16 protein-coding genes and 1 pseudogene are annotated in these 15,870 nt (G+C 73.0%); 11 read left to right on the top strand and 6 right to left on the bottom strand.

Features of this window, described 5'->3' with window-relative positions:
- Positions 1–12: 12 nt before the first annotated feature.
- The 8 genes from AB0F58_RS19810 to AB0F58_RS19775 all read left to right on the top strand — a co-directional run bounded on the left by AB0F58_RS19810 (position 13) and on the right by AB0F58_RS19775 (position 8,042).
- Positions 13–966, top strand: a complete 954-nt coding sequence (locus AB0F58_RS19810) for an ABC transporter permease (protein WP_357144648.1) — start codon at positions 13–15, stop codon at positions 964–966.
- Positions 967–1,120: 154 nt separating this feature from the next.
- Positions 1,121–2,002, top strand: a complete 882-nt coding sequence (locus AB0F58_RS19805) for an ABC transporter permease (protein ID WP_357144645.1) — start codon at positions 1,121–1,123, stop codon at positions 2,000–2,002.
- 2 nt (positions 2,003–2,004) lie between these two features.
- Complete coding sequence (locus AB0F58_RS19800; RefSeq protein ID WP_357144643.1) at positions 2,005–3,186, top strand: Xaa-Pro peptidase family protein; 1,182 nt, start codon at positions 2,005–2,007, stop codon at positions 3,184–3,186.
- Positions 3,183–4,019: an alpha/beta hydrolase gene (locus AB0F58_RS19795; RefSeq protein ID WP_357144640.1), complete on the top strand. Its 837-nt coding sequence runs from the start codon at positions 3,183–3,185 to the stop codon at positions 4,017–4,019. Before AB0F58_RS19800 ends, AB0F58_RS19795 begins: the two co-directional genes overlap by 4 nt.
- Positions 4,016–4,996 carry an ABC transporter ATP-binding protein gene (locus AB0F58_RS19790; protein ID WP_357144637.1) on the top strand — a complete coding sequence of 327 codons (981 nt, stop codon included), beginning with the start codon at positions 4,016–4,018 and terminating at the stop codon, positions 4,994–4,996. The genes AB0F58_RS19795 and AB0F58_RS19790 overlap by 4 nt, the downstream gene beginning before the upstream one ends.
- On the top strand, positions 4,983–5,972 hold the full coding sequence (locus AB0F58_RS19785; RefSeq protein WP_357144634.1) for a dipeptide ABC transporter ATP-binding protein: 990 nt from the start codon (positions 4,983–4,985) through the stop codon (positions 5,970–5,972). The genes AB0F58_RS19790 and AB0F58_RS19785 overlap by 14 nt, the downstream gene beginning before the upstream one ends.
- A 31-nt stretch (positions 5,973–6,003) precedes the next feature.
- Positions 6,004–7,206, top strand: a complete 1,203-nt coding sequence (locus tag AB0F58_RS19780; RefSeq protein WP_357144631.1) for a membrane dipeptidase — start codon at positions 6,004–6,006, stop codon at positions 7,204–7,206.
- 89 nt (positions 7,207–7,295) lie between these two features.
- On the top strand, positions 7,296–8,042 hold the full coding sequence (locus AB0F58_RS19775; RefSeq protein WP_357144628.1) for a GntR family transcriptional regulator: 747 nt from the start codon (positions 7,296–7,298) through the stop codon (positions 8,040–8,042).
- On the opposite strand, the gene AB0F58_RS19770 is transcribed toward AB0F58_RS19775, so the two are convergent.
- From AB0F58_RS19770 to AB0F58_RS19750, 5 genes and pseudogenes are all read right to left on the bottom strand, one after another.
- A complete protein-coding gene (locus AB0F58_RS19770) occupies positions 8,008–8,664 on the bottom strand; it encodes an NADAR family protein (protein ID WP_357144625.1) in 657 nt (218 codons plus the stop codon). The two genes, AB0F58_RS19775 and AB0F58_RS19770, sit on opposite strands and share 35 nt — an antisense overlap.
- A gap of 66 nt (positions 8,665–8,730) precedes the next feature.
- Positions 8,731–9,711: an enolase C-terminal domain-like protein gene (locus tag AB0F58_RS19765; protein ID WP_357144622.1), complete on the bottom strand. Its 981-nt coding sequence runs from the start codon at positions 9,709–9,711 to the stop codon at positions 8,731–8,733.
- A gap of 160 nt (positions 9,712–9,871) precedes the next feature.
- Positions 9,872–10,381 (bottom strand): NUDIX domain-containing protein, encoded by a 510-nt coding sequence (locus AB0F58_RS19760; protein WP_357144620.1) that lies wholly within the window; start codon positions 10,379–10,381, stop codon positions 9,872–9,874.
- A gap of 183 nt (positions 10,382–10,564) precedes the next feature.
- Positions 10,565–11,077: pseudogene (locus AB0F58_RS19755) on the bottom strand (hypothetical protein); the annotation flags it as partial.
- A 159-nt stretch (positions 11,078–11,236) separates the two neighbouring features.
- Positions 11,237–11,431, bottom strand: a complete 195-nt coding sequence (locus tag AB0F58_RS19750) for a hypothetical protein (protein ID WP_357144617.1) — start codon at positions 11,429–11,431, stop codon at positions 11,237–11,239.
- 240 nt (positions 11,432–11,671) lie between these two features.
- Between AB0F58_RS19750 and AB0F58_RS19745 the strand changes: the two genes are divergently transcribed.
- Together AB0F58_RS19745 and AB0F58_RS19740 are read left to right on the top strand one after the other, a co-directional pair.
- Positions 11,672–12,337 carry a GNAT family N-acetyltransferase gene (locus AB0F58_RS19745; RefSeq protein WP_357144614.1) on the top strand — a complete coding sequence of 222 codons (666 nt, stop codon included), beginning with the start codon at positions 11,672–11,674 and terminating at the stop codon, positions 12,335–12,337.
- 329 nt (positions 12,338–12,666) lie between these two features.
- Positions 12,667–13,017 (top strand): STAS domain-containing protein, encoded by a 351-nt coding sequence (locus AB0F58_RS19740; protein WP_357144611.1) that lies wholly within the window; start codon positions 12,667–12,669, stop codon positions 13,015–13,017.
- A 23-nt stretch (positions 13,018–13,040) separates the two neighbouring features.
- Here the strand turns inward: AB0F58_RS19740 and AB0F58_RS19735 are convergent, their stop codons facing one another.
- Positions 13,041–14,492 (bottom strand): glycoside hydrolase family 3 N-terminal domain-containing protein, encoded by a 1,452-nt coding sequence (locus AB0F58_RS19735; RefSeq protein ID WP_357144609.1) that lies wholly within the window; start codon positions 14,490–14,492, stop codon positions 13,041–13,043.
- A 158-nt stretch (positions 14,493–14,650) separates the two neighbouring features.
- Between AB0F58_RS19735 and AB0F58_RS19730 the strand changes: the two genes are divergently transcribed.
- On the top strand, positions 14,651–15,829 hold the full coding sequence (locus AB0F58_RS19730; RefSeq protein WP_357144606.1) for an ROK family transcriptional regulator: 1,179 nt from the start codon (positions 14,651–14,653) through the stop codon (positions 15,827–15,829).
- The last annotated feature ends 41 nt before the right edge of the window (positions 15,830–15,870 follow it).

Raw genomic sequence — 15,870 nt, 5'->3', positions numbered from 1 at the left:
GAGGGGTCCCCCGTGGCGCGTTTCGTGCTCAGTCGGGCACTGAAGGCCGTCCTGACCGTGTGGATTGCGATCACTTCGACGTTCTTCCTGCTCCGGCTGCTGCCGGGGGACCCCACGACCCTGATGGTCGAGGGGGACATGACGCCGGAGATGCAGGCGGCGCTGCTCAAGACGTACGGCCTGGACCGGCCGCTGTGGGAGCAGTACGTGTCGTACCTGCGCGAACTGCTCCAGGGCAACCTGGGCATCTCGTTCCGGCAGATCCAGCCGGTCACCGACATCATCGTCGAACGGCTGCCGTGGACGCTGCTCCTCGCCGGCAGCGCGTTCGTCATCACCGTGGCCGTCGGCATCCCGATCGGCGTCTGGGCCGCCGTGCACCGGGGTAACTGGCTGGACCGTACGCTCCAGGCGCTCGGCATCGGCGGGCACGCGCTCTTCGTGCCCAGTGTCGCCATGCTGCTGCTGGTCTTCCTCGGCGCCCAGCTCGGCTGGTTCCCGATCGGCGGGGCGATCGACCCGGACACCCGGGGCGCGGCGGCCTACCTGAGCCTGCTTCACCACCTGGTGCTGCCGGTGCTGTCGCTGGTGCTGGTGCAGCTCGGCCCGTACGCGCTGACCCTGCGCACCAACATGATCGAGGTGCTCGGCGAGGACTACATCCGGGCCGCCCAGGCCCGGGGCCTCTCCGCCACCCGGCGGGTCTGGAAGCACGGCCTGCGCAACGCGATCCTGCCGGCGCTGACCCTGATGGGCCTGCAACTGGGCACCCTGGTCGGCGGGGCGGTGCTCACCGAGACGGTCTTCGCCTACCCCGGCGTCGGACGACTGATCTTCGAGGCGGTCGGGCAGCAGGACTACCCGGTGCTCCAGGGCGCGTTCATCATGCTCGCCGTCACGGTGGTCTTCGCCAACGCGCTGACCGACATGCTCTACGCCGTCCTCAACCCCCGCATTCGCCTGTGATGCGCGAGGAGTGCAGCGCAGCGGAGCCCCGCAGTCGCGAACGGAAGGTGGGCTCTGTGATGCGCGAGGAGTGCAGCGCAGCGGAGCCCCGCAGTCGCGAACCGGCTGCACCCGTGAGCGACCGTTCCATCCCCACCGACGAAGGGAGGACGCCGTGAGCGCCCCCGTGCTGACCGAGCAGACGGTGCCGCCGGTCGCCCCGGCTCCCGTCACCCGGTCCTGGCGCCGCTACCTGCGCCAGCCCTCGGCGGCGCTGTCCGTCCTGGTGCTGGTGGTCATGGTGGCGCTGGCGGTCTTCGCGCCACTGATCGCCGACGAGCCCACCGGGGCCGGGCCGGACGTGCTGCAGAGCCCGTCCGGGGCGCACTGGTTCGGCACCGACGACCTCGGGCAGGACATCTTCGCTCAGGTCGTCTGGGGCACCCGGACCAGCCTGGTGATCGGCCTGGCCGCCTCGGTGATCGCGATCGTGCTGGGCACCGCGATCGGTCTGGCCTCGGCGTACTTCCGGCCGGTCGACGGCGTCGCGACGGTGATCACCGACGTGATGCTGGCGTTGCCCACCCTGCCGCTGATGATCATGTTGGCCGCGGTGGTCAACCCCAGCGTCTGGACGCTGACCCTGATCATCGGGTTCTTCGCCTGGCCGGAGGTGGCCCGGCTGATCCGGTCGCAGGGCCTGGTGATCAGTGCGATGCCGTACATCGACGGTGCCCGGGTGCTCGGTGCCACCGGCTGGCGGATCGTCACCCGGGAGATCCTGCCCGCCGTCGTCTCGCTGGTGATCGTCAGCGTGCTGCTCACCGCCTCCCGCGCGGTGATCTCCGAGGCCGGGCTGAGCTTCCTCGGCCTCGGCGACCCGGACGCCTGGTCCTGGGGCCGCATCCTGCTCAACGCCCAGCGCAGCGGCGTCATCGCCATCGCGTGGTGGCAGACGCTCTTCCCGTCCCTGGCGATCCTGCTGCTGGTGCTCGCGGCGACCGTCGCCGGCATGCGGTTCAACGACACCCGTGACCCCCGCGGCAACGGAGGCTGACCATGCGACTGCCCGACAGTTTCTACACGTCCGTCCGTACCCGGCTCACCGAGGCGCTCGACGAGCGCGGCCTGGACGGTTTCCTGGCCACCCATCCGGCGGACGTCGCCTTCCTCAGCGGCTTCTTCTACATCGCCACCGAACGCCCGGTCTACCTCTGGATGCCGAAGACGGGGGACCCGCTGCTGGTCATCCCCCGCCTCGACGAGGAGTACGCCGCCCAGCAGGGCGTCACCGTGGAGACGGTCAGCTACTTCGAGTACCCGGGCGTGGTGACCGCCGAGCAGACCCTCGCCACGGCACTGTGCCGCCCCGGTGGCCCGGTCCGCCGGATCGGGGTGGGCGCCGGGATCTCCGTCGGCGCGTTCCGGGCGCTGTCGCTGGCCATCGCCGGGGCGACGCTGGAGACCACCGACGCGGTGGCCCGGCTGCGGCTGCGCACGTTCCCCGAGGAGGTCCCGTTCCACGAGGCCGCCGCGCGGATCTGCGACGAGATGCTCGGCGCGGGGCGGGCGCTGATCGAGGAAGCGCTGGCCGGCGGGGGACCGCTGCCCCGCGAGGACGAGATCGCCCGGCACGTCATCGGCTACGGCACCGACCGGATGTACGCCGAGTACGACCTGGTCGTCTACACCACCAAGCTCGCCGGCGGTCTGGTCTACGCGGGCCCGAACTCGGCCCTGCCGCACGGCCTGCCGACCCGGCGGCGGCTCCAGCCCGGCGACACGCTGATCCTCTCCCTCGGCGCGGCGGTGGCCAGCCGGTTCGTGGAGAGCGAACGTACCTTCGTCATCGGCGAGCCCACCGCCGAGCAGGAGCGCTACTACGAGGCCGACCGGGAGGCGCAGGAGGTCGGCACGCGGGCCATGGTCGCCGGCCGGACCTGCGCCGAGGTCAACCGGATCTGCCTGGACGTGCTGCGCGGGCACGGGCTGGGCGACTTCATCCGGCACCGGCAGGGGCACGGCATCGGGTTGCAGAACCACGAGGCGCCCTGGGTGGAGGACGGCGACGACACCGTGCTCGCCCCCGGGATGCTGCTCTCCAGCGAGCCCGGTGTCTACGTTCCCGGCCACGCCGGCTACCGCATCTCCGACACGGTCCTGGTGGAACCGGACGGTCCGCGCCGGCTGACCGGCTACCCGCGCGACCTGGCATCGAACATCATCGAGGGGGTCCGATGAAGATCAATGGAGCGGAACTGGTCGTCGAGGCGTTCGGCCCGACGGACGCACCGGCGATGATCGTGCACCACGGCGCACCCGGCCTCGGCTCCCGCAACGAGCCGAAGCGCTCGTTCGGCCCGTTCGCCGACCGGATGCGGGTCATCGTCTTCGACGCACGCGGGTCCGGCGAGTCCAGCGACGACGAGCCGTTCACCCACGAGCAGTGGGTGGCCGACGTGGACGCCATCCGGGAGCACTTCGGCTACGAGAAGATCGTGATGGCCGGCGGCTCGTACGGCGGGTTCATCGCGCTGGAGTACGCCGTGGCCCACCCGGACCGGGTCTCCGCGCTGGTCCTGCGGGACACCGCCGCCGACACCGCCCACGACCACCTGGCCGTCGAGCGGGCCCGCAGCACCGACCGGTCGGTGATCCCGGAGTGGGTGATCGAGCGGATCGGTACCGGCCGGTTCGAGAGCGACGAGCAGCTGCGCGAGTACTGGCGGGCCATCCTGCCGCTCTACGACCACCAGCACGACCCGGCCAAGGACGAGGCGAAGCTCGCCGCCACCCGGTTCCACTACCGGACGCACAACGCGGCCTTCGGGCAGAACATGCCCCGCTACGACCTGAAGCCGAAGCTGCCGTCGATCACCTGCCCGACCCTGGTCACCGTCGGCCGGCACGACTGGCGTACCCCGGTGGCGGCCTCGCAGGTCATCGCCGACCTGGTGCCGGACGCCCGGCTGGTGGTCTTCGAGAAGTCCGGGCACTCGCCGCAGCTGGAGGAGCCCGAGCTGTTCCAGCAGGTGGTGCGGGACTTCCTCGCCGAGGCCGGGGTGCTGCGATGACCCTGCTGGAGGTCGCTGACCTGCGGGTCGAGTTCCCCGGCCCGACCGGGCCGGTGCGCGCGGTCAACGGGGTCTCCCTGGAGGTCCACTCCGGTCGGACCCTCGCCGTCCTCGGCGAGTCGGGCTCCGGCAAGAGTGTCACCGCGCAGGCGGTGATGGGCCTCCTCGGCTCACCGCCGGCCCGGGTCGCGGGTGCGGTGCGGCTGCACGGTCGGGAGCTGCTCACCCTGCCGCGCAAGCAGCGCGACCGGGTGAGCGGCGAGGAGATCGGCATGGTGTTCCAGGACGCCATGGCCGCGCTGAACCCGGTCTTCACCGTCGGCGATCAGATCACGGAGGTGCTCCGGGTCCGTCGGGGCATGTCCAGGGCCGACGCCCGCCGCCGGGCCGTCGAGCTGGTCGACCGGGTCCACATCCCGGCCGCGAAGGACCGGATCCGCGACTACCCGCACCAGTTCTCCGGCGGGATGCGGCAGCGCATCATGATCGCGCTGGCCATCTCCCTGGAGCCGGACCTGCTGATCGCCGACGAGCCCACCACCGCCCTGGACGTCACCGTGCAGGCGCAGGTGATGGAGCTGCTCGCGGAGATCCAGCGGGACAGCGGCATGGGCCTGCTGCTGATCACCCACGACCTCGGCGTGGTCGCCGAGGTCGCCGACGACGTGGCGGTGATGTACGCCGGCCGGATCGTCGAGCGGGGCAGCGCCGGGCAGATCTTCGGCGGCCCGGCCCACCCGTACACCGAGGGGCTGCTCGCCTCGATGCCCCGGGTGGACCGGCGCGACGAGGCCCTCTACGCCATCCCGGGCGCCCCGCCCAACCCGGCCCGGCTCCCGACCGGCTGCCCGTTCCACCCGCGCTGCCCCCGGGCCACCGACGAGTGTCGGGTGACCCTGCCACCGCTGGAGACGCTGCCGGCCGGCCGGGCCAGCGCCTGCCACCACCACGAGGAGGTGCTCGGTGCCACCCACTGACGACGTGGTGCTGCGGGTCGAGAACCTGGTCAAGCACTTCCCGCTCAAGGGACGCATCCCGTTCACCTCCGGCGGCGTGGTCCGCGCCGTCGACGGGGTCTCCTTCGACCTGCGCCGGGGCGAGACGCTCGGTGTGGTGGGCGAGTCCGGCTGCGGCAAGAGCACCCTGGCCCGGATGCTGGTCGGGCTGGAACAGCCCACCTCCGGCGCGGTCACCTTCGGTACCTCCGTGGTGCACAAGGCCCGGGGCCGGGACCTGCGCGCCTTGCGGCGGCGGATCCAGATCGTGCTCCAGGACCCGTACACCTCGCTGAACCCGCGGCGCACGATCCGGGAGATCCTGCTCCAGCCCTTCGAGATCCATCCCGACGTGCTGGACAAGCGGCGCCGGCTGGACCGGGTGAAGGAACTGCTCGACCTGGTCGGCCTCGACGCGCAGCTGCACCTCGACCGCTACCCGCACCAGTTCTCCGGCGGGCAGCGTCAGCGGATCGGCATCGCCCGCGCGCTCGCCCTGCAACCCGACGTGATCGTCTGCGACGAGCCGGTCTCCGCGCTCGACGTCTCGGTCCAGGCCCAGGTGGTCAACCTGCTGGAACGGCTCCAGGAGGAGCTGGGCGTGGCGTACGTCTTCATCGCCCACGACCTGTCCGTGGTCCGGCACATCTCGGACCGGGTGGCGGTGATGTACCTCGGCAAGCTGGTGGAGACCGGCCCCGAGGCGAGCCTGTACGACACGCCCCGGCACCCGTACACCACCGCCCTGCTCTCGGCCGTGCCGGTGCCCGAGCCGGCCGCCCGGGGGCACCGCCAACGGATCCTGCTGGCCGGTGACCCGCCCAGCCCGGTGAACCCGCCCTCGGGATGCCGGTTCCGGACCCGCTGCTGGCAGGCGACCGAGACCTGCGCCACCACCGAACCTCCGCTGGCCGCCGGCGAACACCCGGTTGCCTGCCACTACCCGCTGGCCGCGTAGCGCCCGGCGACCGTTCCCAAGGAGAAGTGTCTTGCTGCAAGAACCCGCTTCCCGGTACCAGGGGCACAGGTCCTACTCGTACCTGGAGCCGCACACCGACTACCGGGTGTTCGACCTGGCACAGGAGGTCGGCCGGGTGCCCGAGCACGACCTCGGCCTGACCGACGCCCAGCGTGCCCGGGTGACCCGGCTGCTCACCGAGCACGTCGCGATCTCCCTGCACGAGCACCCGGTGGTGCTGCCCGAGGACGTCCGTGAGCTGCGCGCGTACAACCGCACCGCGCGCCAGCGCACCGGCTACGAGGGGCTGGCCCGTTCCGGCCTGACCGCCGTGTTCGACAACTTCATGGCCGGCGCGTCCTGTGTGACCAGCGAGAACGGCTGGAAGTGGAACGACCTCGTCTACGCCCTCGGGATGCGGATGAGCGACCTCTACAAGCAGGACCACGTCTTCCTGGCCACCTCGCTGGCCGACATCCACGCCGCCAAGCGGGACGGCCGGCTGGCGCTCGTCGCGGGCCTGGAGTGCGCCAGCCCGATCGAGAACGAGCTGGACCGGATCGACATCCTCTACGGCTTCGGCGTCCGCCAGCTCGGCATCGCCTACAGCCAGGCGAACATGCTCGGCGGCGGCCTCTCCGAGCGGCACGACGGCGGGCTGACCCACTTCGGGCGGCGCGCGGTGGACCGGATGAACAAGCTGGGCATCGCCATCGACATCTCGCACTCCGGCGACCAGACCTGCCTGGACGTGGTGGAGGCCAGCCGGGTTCCGGTCTTCATCACGCACGCCGGGGCCCGTGCGGTCTGGAAGACCCCCCGGATGAAGCCGGACGAGGTGATCAGGGCCTGCGCCGAGCGGGGTGGCGTGATCGGCATCGAGGCGGCCCCGCACACCACCCTCTCGGCGGACCATCCGCACCACTCGATCGAGTCGATCATGGACCACTTCACGTACTGCGTGGAGTTGGTCGGCATCGACCACGTCACGTTCGGCCCGGACACCATGTTCGGCGACCACGTCGGGGTGCACGACACCTACGCCGGCAACTACGCGCACGACGCCGGCGACCGGCCGGAGCACCCCCGGGTGGAGTACGTCTCCGGGATGGAGAACCCCGGCGAGGCGTTCGGCAACATCGTCGGCTGGTTGGTCGGGCACGACTACTCCGACGACGAGATCGCCAAGGTCATCGGCGGCAACACCCTGCGGGTCCTGGAACAGGTCTGGTAGTGCCGGATCGGCCTATCGGTCGGCCCGGCACCGACGAACTAAACTCCGTACGCCGCGGCCGGCGGCGGACAGCGATGAGGTGAGGGCGGATGGGACGGCGCGAAACCGCGCTACAGGCCGCGCACAGTCGGCTACGGGAGCTGATCGGTAGCGAGTTCCGGGTGGGCGACAAGCTGCCCAACGAGCGGGACCTGGCCGACCGGCTGGAGGTCAGCCGGGCCACGGTGCGCGAGGTGCTGGGGCAGCTCGCTGGTGAGGGCGTGGTGACCCGGACCTGGGGCATCGGCACCTTCGTGCACGACGGTGTGGAGCGGGTGCCGGTGTCGATCGGCGACGTCACCGCGCTGCGGGACCGGATCACCGCCTCGGGGCACCGTCCGACGCTCCAGGACGCGGCGGTCAGCCGGGCCACGTGCCCGCCCGGCTGCGCCGAGGTGCTCGGGGTCGAGCCGGACTCGCCGGTGTGGCGGATCGACCGGCTCTTCGCCGTCGACGGGGTCCCGGCGGCGTGGATCCGCGACCACCTGCCGTTGCGCTTCGACGGCCGGGACCTCAACCCGTCCGGGCTGCTCAGCATCGACCTGGACATGTTCGAGTTCCTGGCCAGCGCGACCGGGATGCCGGTGCGGCGGGCCGAGATCGAACTCGTCGCCGTGCTCGCCGACGAGGAGGCCACCGCCCGACTCGGCGTGGCGCTCGGGCACCCGCTGGTCACCGCCACCCAGATCGGCTACGGGACGGGTGACGTCGCCCTCTTCCACGGGCACATCACGGTCCGCACCGACGTGCTGACCCTGCGGATCAGTCGGGGCGGGCAACCCGAACCGGCGCGCTGAGCGGCTCCGGCCGTACCGCCCGGGTGTCCGCAGTGGAACCGCTAGCGGTGTCCGCGTCCGGTGCTCCTGCCCGCAGGGCCGCGCGGGCCCGCATCAGCGCGAAGCCGAGCAGGTTCAGCCCCCGCCAGCGGGCGGGGTCGGCGGCAGCCGGGTCGGTCGAGGCCAGGCCGATGCCCCAGACCCGGTCCAGCGGGCTCGCCTCGACCAGCACCCGCTCCCCGGTGGCGAGCAGGAACGCCCGCAGGTCCGGGTGCTGGCCGAACTTGGCGACGTTGCCGGCCACCACGATGTCGTACCGGTGCTCCTGCCAGGTCCGCTCGTCGAAGCCGGCGACCGCCCGGCCGAGGGTCTTGGCCTCGTTCGGGTGCGCGACCGTGAGCACCTTCCCGGCGGTCGCCCGGTCGCCGAAGAGCATCGCCTTGGCCCACATCATGTAGTGCTCGGCGGTGGCGAACGCGGTCCCGTCGACCACGAACGGCGCCGGCCACCACTGGCTCAGGCAGGCGGGCCCGACGGTGCCGTCCGGCCGGGCCCGGTGCCCCCAGAAGAACAGGAACCTCGGGGTACGGCCGGCGCGCACCGCGTCGGTCAGGTCGGCGACGCTGTACGGCTGCACGGACATGCCGGACAGTGTGGCGTACCGCGACGCGGTGCCGCCTCAGGTTTACCGGTCGGACGGAGTGGCCGCTCAGCCCCACAGCTCCGGCGTGGGCGGGCTGAGCCAGCCGTCGACGCACGGCATCGACGGCTGCACGTCCTCGGTGAGGATCAGGTGCCCGGCGATGTCCCGGAACTCGGCGAAGTGCGCGACCTGGAAGGCGGCGGCGGAGGCGAGCGAGGTGGCCGCGAAGCAGCCGACCATGATGCGCAGGTCACGCTGCCGGGCCTGCGCGACGATCCGCAGCGCGGCGGTGAGCCCACCGCACTTGTCCAGCTTGATGTTCACCCCGTCGTAGAGTTCGGCGATCCGGGGGAGGTCCTCCTCGGCGTAGAAGGACTCGTCCGCGATCAGGGGCACCTGCCGGGGCAGCCCCCGCAGCGCCTCCTCGTGCTCGGGTCTGACCGGCTGCTCCACCATCCGGACGTCGTGCCGGGCGAGCACCGGCAGCATGGCCACCAGGCGGTCCGGCGTCCAGCCGCAGTTGACGTCCACCACCAGTTCGGCGTCGGGGCGGTGGGTACGGGTGAGTTCCAGCCGTTCGACGTCCTCCGCCGACCCGAGCTTCAGCTTCAGGGCACGGCGTCCCTGGCTGTCCTTGAGTTCCTGGACGAACGGGGTCTCGTCGGCGAGCGAGACGGTGAGCATGTCCTCGACCGGGGTGGGCTCGGGCAGGCCGATCGTCTGCCACACCCGGCGTCCGCTGCGCTTGGCCGCCAGGTCCCACAGGGCGGCGTCGACGGCGTTGCGGGCCGCGCCGGCCGGCAGCAGGCCGAGCAGGTCCTCCCGGCCGGCGCCCTGCCCGATCGCGACCCGCGCCTGCTCCACCTGCTCGGCGGTGGCGGCCTTCGGATCGGGGAACGGGCTCTCGAACAGCGTGGCCTCGCCACGGCCCCGGACGTCGCCGTCGCGCAGTTCCACCCGGACCAGCCGGGTGGCCAGCAGACTGGCTCTCGCGAAGTGGTACGGCAACGAGAAGGGGATGTCGAGAAAGGCGTAGCTCAGCTCCATCGAGTCCTCAATCCGTCCGACGGCACGAGAAATCGATGGTATGCGATCTATTGGTCGGCGGGCCGCTGGCGGCGGCCCAAGTTGTTTCCTCGCAGCCGGACGCCAGCGGTCAGCCGGCCCGAACGCGTCGGCGACGGGCCGGACTGCCGCGGGTACCGGATCAGCGCTGGGTGGCGAGGTAGCCGGTCAGCACCTCGGTGTGGGTGGAGAAGGCCAGTTCGGTCGGCTCGGTGAGGACGAGCCACTCGGTCGACTCCGCCGTGGGAGTGGACGGGGGCAGGTCCTCCAGTCGCCGGGTCGGGAGCGCGCCGAAGATCATGATCGTCCCGCCGCTCGGCGCACTGTGGACGGCGACGAGCCGTACCTCCGCCGCCGTGCCGGTCAGGCCGGTCTCCTCCCGCAGTTCGCGGACGAGCGCCTCCCGCCACTCCTCGCCGTGCTCGATGAAGCCGCCCGGCAGCGCGAGAAGCCCCCGGGCGGGCTCGATGTCGCGGCGCTGGACCACCACGCCGACTCCGGTGGGGGTGACCACCGGCTGGACCGCCACCGCCACCGGCAGGGGGTTACGCCAGGTGGTGTGACCGCAGGCTGTGCAGTTCCGGGGCCAGCCCACCCCGTCGGGGTAGGCGGTGCCGCAGCCGGAGCAGTGGGAATGGGGTATGCCGCTCACACCGCAGGACGATACGCGGTCGCCGCCAGCCCGTCCGGTCCGGCGGTCTCAGGCCGGTGCGCCCTGCGCCGCCGGGGCGGGCAGCCGGTCCGGTCCGGTGGGGGCGGACACGCCGTCCGGGCCGGTCGGGGCGGGGGCCTCCGGTGCGTCGGCCGGGGTGGCCGCGTCGTCCGCCTCGCCCGGGGTGGGGAAGCCGTACCGGGCGGCGTGCTCCGGGTCGGCGGGGTCGATCTGCCGGAGCCCGGCGTCCGCGAGCCGCTTGTTGACCTCGTCGAGCCGTTCGCGGACCAGGGTGGCCTCCTCGTCGGTGACCCGCCCCCGGTGCGGCCTGCCGGCGTGCTCGATGGTGCCGTAGTCGATCTTCTCGGCGGCGGCCTTGCGGGCCTTCGGCGGGCGGACCCGCTCGGCGGTGCGCAGGAGCTGTGCCATCGGCGTCTCGGTCGACATCGCGTCGAACTCGCTGGCGGTCAGCACCACCCGGCGGGGCTCGCCGTCCCCGTGCGGCTCGTGGATCTCCACCACCGCGACGTCGAGCGCGGCGTCGTCGATGCCCTCCACCTCGGTCGGGCTGATCTCCAGTTGGACGGGTCCGGTCACCAGGTCCGGGTGCTCCAGGACGACGACGCGGACCACCTGGTCGTCGGTCGCGAGGACCGTGCCGCTGAAGTCGGAGACGTGGATGGTCTTCTTGCCCATGGGTGGAGCTTCTCCTGTCGGTGGCCGAGCCGGAACGCAAAGAACCTACCCGACAGGTGTGCTAAGACCGCCGCCCCGCGAGGTCCGGGTGTGTCGCGCCCCGAGGGTCGGCAGTGGTTTCCCCGGCGTCTCCGGCGGGTCGGCGGGGTGGGACGTCGATCAGTGTGCGCCGAGGTGGCGACGGGTGGAGAGGTTCGCCGGGAGCCGGTTCACCTCGGCCCACGACCGGTCGGTCGGCTGCGGGGCCCGGCGGTCGACGTACCGCGCCTGCGATGGCGCGGACACGTCGCCCCGGAGCGTCGGCCAGAGCCGTCCCGTGTCGCGTTTGTCCTGTTCGATCAATTGCTTCGGCATGGCCGTACCATCCCAGAGAAAGTTGTCCATCTATGGAAATAGGTGTGACGCGCGGTTGGTGCGTCCGGTTCCCGCGTCGGTCGCCGGAGATTCGGTCGACATTCATCGGTGATGTTCTCTGCCTGTACCCGTGCCGGGCGGGCTTCAACCAATCCCGTGGGGACCACCTCAGGTCCGGGCGCCGGGGCGTCGGCCGGGGATCGCCGGTCCGTGGCGGCCGGCACGCCGTACCGTGATCCGGTGCTCGACAGGCGACTGCACCTGCATCTGGTGACCTGGCTCGGCCAGTGGCCGGCCGGGCCGGGGCTGCACGTGGTCGGCTCCCGGCGCCGCGCCCGCCCGGCCTGGGACGGCCGGCTCCGGCCGGCGGTCGCCGTGGCCGCGCCCGGTGCCGCCGTGCTCTCCGTGCCGCCGGAGCGTGTCGCGGCGGTCCGGGCGCTGGCGGCGGAGGGGCCGACCGGCCGGCTGTGGTCGGCGCTGCCCGGCGCGGTCGGCCATCCCGGCCTGCCGTTGCGGGAGGGCGTCTTCCGCTGGTGCACCGCCCCCAGGGCGCTCCCCGACGCGGGGGAGTGGACCGAACCGGCCGATCCCGGATTCCCCGCCTGGCTGCACCTGTTCGACCGGGAGGTGCTGGTGGCGCGGGACGCCGACGGTCGCTACCTGGCCGGGGTCGGCGTCAAGCGGCACGACCGGTACGGCCGCGAGCTGGCCGTGGGCACCGTGCCGGCCGCCCGGGGTCGAGGGCTGGCCCGCCGCCTGGTCGCACAGGCGGCCCGGCGGGTGCTCGACGAGGGGGCGGTGCCGACGTACCTGCACGATCCCGGCAACACCGCCTCGGCCCGGGTCGCCGAGGCGGCCGGCTTCGCCGACCGGGGTTGGCGTTCCCACATCGTCCACCCCGACTGACCCGGGTGGCCGGGCCGGCGCGGACCGTGGATCCCGGGCCGGATCCACGGTCCGCGGCCTCTTCCCCCCAGGTCCGAGGAGGCGTCGGGCGACCGGACATCCCGGTGAGGCAACGCTATGTGTCGACGCGGTCTCCGGCAAGCCCCCAACGTCTGCGTGGAGCTGTCCAAAAGTGGACTTGACCTGGGATTATTTATGGTCCTTGGTGCCCTGGCCGGTGGTGACACACGGTACGGGTCCCCGGTGTTCCACGCGCCCGGGGCGGGTCGGTGGATAGGGTCGGCGACAAGAGGCCGGACGCGGCTGCGGTACGGAGGCGGTGAGCGGTCATGCAGGTTCGGGTAGCGGACACCGGCCGGGGTGGCGTCGTGTTGAGCCCGGCGGGTGAGGTCGACATGTCCACCGTCGACGTGCTGGAGACCGCGCTGCTCGCCGTACTGGACCGGCCCGACGTCGAGGAGTGCCTGGTCGACCTGGCCGAGGTCAGTTTCCTCGACTCGACCGGCCTGCGGGTGCTGATCGAGGGGTTCAGTCTGGCCCGGGAACGGGGCCGGTCGCTGCGGGTGGCCAACCCCCAGCCGGTGGTCGAGCGGGTCCTGCGGATCACCTCGGTCGGCCCGCTGCTGGGACTGCCGGACGTCACCACCCCGCTGCCGCCCGACGCCCGCTCCCTGGGCTGAGTCCGGGCCGGGTGGGCGGCTGGTCAGCCGGCCAGGCCGAGCACCTCCGCGGCGGCCCGGCCGTTGGCGTGACTGGCCCCGTAGGTGGCGACGAAGGCGCGGACCCCGGCCGGCCGCCAGCGCCCCGGCCAGCCCATCTCCACCACGGTCACCGGGTGGGCGGCGGCCAGTCCCTCGACCAGCTCCGCCCCGCCGGGCAGCCGGTGCAGGTGCCGGCCGACCAGGACGACCGGTCGGTCCCCGGCCAGCGCCCGCAGGGCGGCCGGGTCGATCTCGCCGGCCACCACCCGGACCTCCTCGGTGTCCGACAGGTGGGGGCCGAGCCCCCAGGGCACCCGCCCCTCGGCCATGCTGGCCGTGGCGTGGACCTGGACCACCAGCGGCCGGTCCAGCCCGGCGACGACCCCCTCGACGCGGACCGCCCGGCGCGCGGCGGCGTACCCGAGGTCGCCGTGGTCCGGCGCGGGCCCGCCGACGGGCCGGGTCCAGGCGGCGAGGTCGGCGGTCCGGCCGGCCGCCTCCTCGACCCGGTCGCGGGCCAGCCGCCCGTCGCCGAGCGCGGCGACGATCTCGGCGGCCACGTGTTCGACCAGTGCGGCGTCGACCTCCGCGCCGACGCAGAGCAGGTCCGCGCCGGCCGCGAGGGCGGCCACCGCGGCCGGACCGACCCCGCCGGCGGCCACCGAGGCGCCCTTCATCTCCAGTGCGTCGGTGATGATCGTGCCGGCGAAGCCCAGCTCCCGGCGGAGCAGGTCGACCAGGACGGCCCGGCTGAAGGTCGCCGGCCGGTCGCCGGTCAGCACCGGAACCCGGATGTGCGCGGTCATCACCGCCCGGGTGCCGGCGGCCACGGTCGCCGCGAAGGGCGGCAGGTCGCGTTCCCGCAGCACGGCCAGGGGGACGTCCACGGTCGGCAGCTCCAGGTGCGAGTCGGCGACGGTCGCGCCGTGCCCGGGGAAGTGCTTGGCGCAGGCCGCGACGCCGGCACCCTGCAATCCGTCGACCGCGGCGGCCGAGTGCGCGGCGACCCGGAGCGGGTCGGCGCCGAACGACCGGGTGCCGATCACCGGGTTCTCGTCGGCGCTGTTGACGTCCACCGTCGGGGCGAGGTCGACGGTGATGCCGAGCGCGGCCAGCTCCGCCCCGATCGCCGCGTAGACCCGGCGGGTGAGCGCCACGTCGCCGACCGCGCCGAGCGCGGCGTTGCCCGGGTACGGACTGCCGGTGGCGTGCGCCAGCCGGGTGACGTCACCGCCCTCCTCGTCGATGGCGACCAGCACGTCGGCGCGGACGTCGCGCAGTGCGGCGGTCGCCGCGGCGACCTGGGCCGGAGTGTCGACGTTGGTCCCGAACAGGGTGTAACCGGCCAGCCCCGCGCCGAGGAGGTCCAGTGCCCAGGGCGGTGGGGTCGGCCCCGGGTACGCCGCGAGCAGCGTGCCGAGGGCGAGGCGACGAAGTCCTGGATCCAACCGCACGTGATCTCCTTCTCGACGTCGTCCGGGTCCTCCGGCCTGCCGATCGACGGTCCCGGGCCGGTCGTCCGGCCGCTGACCCGGGTCGGGGCCGGCCGTTACGCTACGGTCACCCCGGATCGATTCGATCAACAAGGTTTACCAAAACCAGAGGACGTGGCATGAGTTCGACGCGGCTGCCCGGCACCCCGCGCCTGTTGCGGGCGCTCAACGACCGCGCCGCCCTGGAGCTGCTGCTCGAACGGGGGCCGCTCACCCGTGCCCGGCTCGGCGAGCTGACCGGGCTCTCCAAGGTCACCGCCTCGCAGCTCGTCGAGCGGCTCGAGGAGCGGGGCCTGGTCACCCGGGTCGGCGAGCAGGCCGGCGGGCGCGGGCCGAACGCGCAGCTCTACGCCGTCCGGCCGGGCAGCGCGCACGTGATCGGGGTGGACGTCGGAGCGGACCGGGTGGAGGCGGCCTGCGCCGACATCACCGGGGCGGTGATCGGCCGGGTGGAGCAGTCCACCCGGGACACCGACGACCCGGTGGGCGTGGTGCACAACGCGGTGGTGCAGGCGGCCCAGAACGCGGGCGCGCCGATGGCGAGCGTGCGCCGGGTCGTCCTCGGCACCCCCGGTCTGGTCGACCCGACCACCGGGGACATCACCTTCGCGTTCAACCTGCCCCGCTGGCACCGCGGCCTGCTCGCCGCGCTCCGCGACGACCTGGCCACCCCGGTGGTCTTCGAGAACGACGTCAACCTGGCCGCGGTCGCCGAGGCGCAGTCCGGCGCGGCCCAGGGGATGACGGACTTCGTCCTGGTCTGGGTGGACGCCGGGGTCGGTCTGGCGATCATGCTGAACGGGCGGCTGCACCACGGCAGCACCGGTGCGGCCGGCGAGATCGGCTACCTGCCGGTGCCCGGGGCGCCGATTCCCCGGGACGTCTCCCGTCGGGCCAAGCCGGCGTTCCAGCAGCTGGCCGGGGCGGAGGCGGTCCGCGCGGTGGCCCGCGAGTACGGCTTCCCGGACGACGTCACCGCTGCCGGGGCCGTCCGGGCGGCGATCGCGGCCGGTACGGCCGGCGGCCCGATGCTCGACGAGTTGGCCCGCCGGTTGGCGCTCGGGGTGGCGAGCACCTGCGTGGTGCTGGACCCGCCACTGGTGGTGCTGGCCGGCGAGATCGGCCGGGCCGGCGGCGCGGCCCTTGCCGAGCGGGTGCAGCACGAGGTGGCCGCGATCACGCTGGTCCGGCCGAGGGTGGTGCCCACCGGGCTGAGGGAGGAGCCGATCCTGCGGGGAGCGTTGCGGACCGCCCTGGACGCCGTCCGCGACGAGGTCTTCGGTTCCACGGTCGGTTGACCCGCCGGATCGGACCGCATTCCCCATGTGAAGGAATTCTT

It is taken from the genome of Micromonospora sp. NPDC023956 (assembly GCF_040639195.1).
GTDB lineage: Bacteria > Actinomycetota > Actinomycetes > Mycobacteriales > Micromonosporaceae > Micromonospora.
This window is presented reverse-complemented; position numbering and strand designations above follow the sequence as displayed.

Excerpts from the sequence above, each read along its gene's own strand:
- AB0F58_RS19800 (WP_357144643.1), top strand. The coding sequence starts at position 2,005 with ATGCGACTGCCCGACAGTTTCTACACGTCCGTCCGTACCCGGCTCACC.
- AB0F58_RS19795 (WP_357144640.1), top strand. The coding sequence starts at position 3,183 with ATGAAGATCAATGGAGCGGAACTGGTCGTCGAGGCGTTCGGCCCGACG.
- AB0F58_RS19790 (WP_357144637.1), top strand. The coding sequence starts at position 4,016 with ATGACCCTGCTGGAGGTCGCTGACCTGCGGGTCGAGTTCCCCGGCCCG.
- AB0F58_RS19775 (WP_357144628.1), top strand. The coding sequence starts at position 7,296 with ATGGGACGGCGCGAAACCGCGCTACAGGCCGCGCACAGTCGGCTACGG.
- AB0F58_RS19770 (WP_357144625.1), bottom strand. The coding sequence starts at position 8,664 with ATGTCCGTGCAGCCGTACAGCGTCGCCGACCTGACCGACGCGGTGCGC.
- AB0F58_RS19765 (WP_357144622.1), bottom strand. The coding sequence starts at position 9,711 with ATGGAGCTGAGCTACGCCTTTCTCGACATCCCCTTCTCGTTGCCGTAC.
- AB0F58_RS19750 (WP_357144617.1), bottom strand. The coding sequence starts at position 11,431 with ATGCCGAAGCAATTGATCGAACAGGACAAACGCGACACGGGACGGCTC.
- AB0F58_RS19740 (WP_357144611.1), top strand. The coding sequence starts at position 12,667 with ATGCAGGTTCGGGTAGCGGACACCGGCCGGGGTGGCGTCGTGTTGAGC.
- AB0F58_RS19730 (WP_357144606.1), top strand. The coding sequence starts at position 14,651 with ATGAGTTCGACGCGGCTGCCCGGCACCCCGCGCCTGTTGCGGGCGCTC.